The organism is Accumulibacter sp. (assembly GCF_032229525.1).
GTDB lineage: Bacteria > Pseudomonadota > Gammaproteobacteria > Burkholderiales > Rhodocyclaceae > Accumulibacter.
This window is the reverse complement of sequence record NZ_JAVTWB010000085.1, coordinates 1-2641: the sequence shown is the minus strand read 5'-3', so window position 1 is coordinate 2641 and position 2641 is coordinate 1. Positions and strand designations below refer to the sequence as shown.

The following is a 2641-nucleotide window of genomic DNA, read 5'->3' as shown; positions in this document are numbered from 1 at the left end:
TCGCGCCTGGCTGAGCTGTAGTCGGCCAATACCATTTCCTTGACCAGCTCCTGCAGGCTGGTTTGCGGCGTCCAGCCGAGTTTTTCACGCGCTTTGCTCGGGTCGCCGAGCAGGGTTTCGACTTCGGTGGGGCGGAAATAGCGCGGGTCGACCTTGACGATGACGTCGCCAAGCTTGGCTTTGGCCTTGTCACCTTCCACCTTGGCGACGATGCCGACCTCCTCCGCGCCCTCGCCTTCAAAGCGGATGGTGATGCCGAGTTCGGCAGCGGCGAATTCGACGAACTGGCGGACGCTGTATTGCACGCCGGTGGCGATGACGAAGTCCTCCGGCTGATCCTGCTGCAGCATCAGCCACTGCATTTCGACGTAGTCCTTGGCGTGGCCCCAGTCGCGCAGGGCGCTCATGTTGCCGAGGTAGAGGCAATCCTGCAGGCCGAGGGCGATGCGGGCGATGGCGCGGGTGATCTTGCGGGTAACGAAGGTTTCGCCGCGGACCGGGCTTTCGTGATTGAAGAGGATGCCGTTGCAGGCGTAGATGCCGTAGGCCTCGCGGTAGTTGATGGTGATCCAGTAGGCGTAGAGCTTGGCGACGGCGTAGGGGCTGCGCGGGTAGAAGGGGGTGCTCTCCTTCTGCGGGGTTTCCTGCACCAGGCCGTAGAGTTCGGAGGTGCTGGCCTGGTAGAAGCGGCTTTTCTTTTCCAGGCCGAGGATGCGAATGGCTTCGAGCATGCGCAGGGCGCCGACGCCGTCGGCGTTGGCGGTGTATTCGGGCTCTTCAAAGCTGACCGCGACGTGGCTCTGCGCGGCGAGGTTATAGATTTCGTCGGGCTGCACCTGCTGGATGATGCGGATCAGGCTGCTGGAATCGGTGAGGTCGCCGTGGTGCAGGATGAACTTGCGGTCGGTCTCGTGCGGATCCTGGTAGAGATGGTCGATGCGGTCGGTGTTGAAGAGCGACGAGCGGCGCTTGATGCCGTGGACCTCGTAGCCTTTGTTGAGCAGAAACTCGGCGAGGTAGGCGCCGTCCTGACCGGTGACGCCGGTGATCAAGGCGATTTTGTTGGTGCGGGTCATGGTGGAGTCTTTGGCTTTGGATCTGGCCTGGGGAGCTTGGCGGGAAGAAGAGGCTTACGGGTAGGTTTGTTTGGCGGGGCTTTGCTTTTAGCTGGATTCAGACTTTGTTGTCAAGTTGTGCGTAATCATGCGCGGAGCTGTGAGTCCATGCCGTAACATTTATCGCGATTGGTGCGATTGGGTGATGGTGGTGTTGGTCGGGGTTGGGGAATGCGTTTGCGGATGTGGCAACGCGCCTGCCGGCGTGCCAAGGCGCTTGCGGATGTGTAGGAGCGCGATTTATCGGGCGATTGGCGGGTGGGTGATCTGGGGCGTTTCGACAACGCCGGGCGTCGTCATCGCCCGATGAATCGGGCTCCTACAGGGAGGGTCTGTGCGTTCAGACCCAGCCGCGTTGCTCGGCTTCTGTAAGCATGGCGTCGGCTGTGGCAATCAGCACGGGAACATAGGCGTGTCCCGTCAGCAGAGCGCTGGTGAGCACGTCGAGGTCTTCAATGTACTCATGAGCCATCTGATTCCCGATCTTGCGCATGGCCAGCCATTCGTCGGCCGAGTCGAGGATGGCCAGGCGCTCGGCGCGGTCGAGGTTGTCTATCACCGCACCCGGATTTTCACCGAGAACCCGCAGGATCACAGCAAGACGCCTTCCCGGTAGGCGACGTCATGGATGGGCAGGCGCCTGAGGTTGGGGGCACTGATCAGCACGTCGACCTTGCGGCCGTGCAGCGTGCGCGAGACTTTTGCGGAGGGTTGGGCCGCCAGAAGCGCGGGGTTGGTGACGGGCTCGGTCAGTTCGATCATCAGATCGAGGTCGCCACCGCGTGCTTCGTCATCAAGCCTGGAGCCAAAGACGCGTGTACGAACCGCCTCACCGGCCACTTCCACGGCGAGCTTGTGGATCGATTAAATCTGCTCGGCGGTCAGTCGCATGACTGTCGCTTGCTGCCTTCAACCCTGATCGAAGACTTCGTCCAGCGATCGCGCATCAAGCACCTGGATGGCCCAACTTTCGAGCTGATCGACAGAAGCGCTCGCCAGGCGGGCGCGAACAGCGTCAGGCAGCGTGCCGAAGCGACGGGCGAGAAGGCTCTGCAGGAGGGCTGCCTCGCCTTCCTGGCGACCTTCCTGGCGACCTTCCTGGCGACCTTCCTGGCGACCCTCCTGACGGCCTTGCTGCAAACCTTTTTCGATTCCGAAGCGTTCGGCAGAGGTGACGTAAGGCATGGTGACGTTCCTTTCCAATGTGTAGACTTCGTCCATCAGCCGCTTCTCAAGTTCTGTCGGAAGGCGCATCAGCCAATCGATGAGGTGCCGGTTTCCGCGCCCGATTGGTCCTCAGCGTTGCGCGAAGACCTCGTCCAACGATTCGGCATCGAACACGTTGATGGCCCAACTTTCGAGCTGATCGACAGAAGCGCTCGCCAGGCGGGCGCGGACCGCATCCGGCAACATGCCGAAGCGACGGGCAAGCAGGCTCTGCAGGAGGGCGGCCTCGCCTTCCTGGCGACCTTCCTGGCGACCTTCCTGGCGACCCTCCTGGCGACCTTCCTGGCGACCTTCCTGGC

5 protein-coding genes are annotated in these 2641 nt (G+C 62.0%); all 5 read right to left on the bottom strand.

Annotated elements, in window-relative coordinates; translation table 11 throughout:
* Nucleotides 1-1076: GDP-mannose 4,6-dehydratase (gmd, locus tag RUW20_RS05075; RefSeq protein ID WP_313951112.1), on the bottom strand; the 1076-nt coding region annotated here is incomplete at its 3' end.
* A 379-nt stretch (nt 1077-1455) separates the two neighbouring features.
* Nucleotides 1456-1710 carry a hypothetical protein gene (locus RUW20_RS05070; protein ID WP_313951111.1) on the bottom strand — a complete coding sequence of 85 codons (255 nt, stop codon included), beginning with the start codon at nt 1708-1710 and terminating at the stop codon, nt 1456-1458.
* Nucleotides 1707-1877 (bottom strand): hypothetical protein, encoded by a 171-nt coding sequence (locus RUW20_RS05065; RefSeq protein ID WP_313951110.1) that lies wholly within the window; start codon nt 1875-1877, stop codon nt 1707-1709. The genes RUW20_RS05070 and RUW20_RS05065 overlap by 4 nt, the downstream gene beginning before the upstream one ends.
* 147 nt (nt 1878-2024) lie before the next feature.
* Nucleotides 2025-2336: a DUF4351 domain-containing protein gene (locus RUW20_RS05060; protein WP_313951109.1), complete on the bottom strand. Its 312-nt coding sequence runs from the start codon at nt 2334-2336 to the stop codon at nt 2025-2027.
* Nucleotides 2337-2411: 75 nt separating this feature from the next.
* A partial coding sequence (locus tag RUW20_RS05055; protein WP_313951108.1) for a DUF4351 domain-containing protein occupies nt 2412-2641 on the bottom strand: 230 nt, incomplete at its 5' end.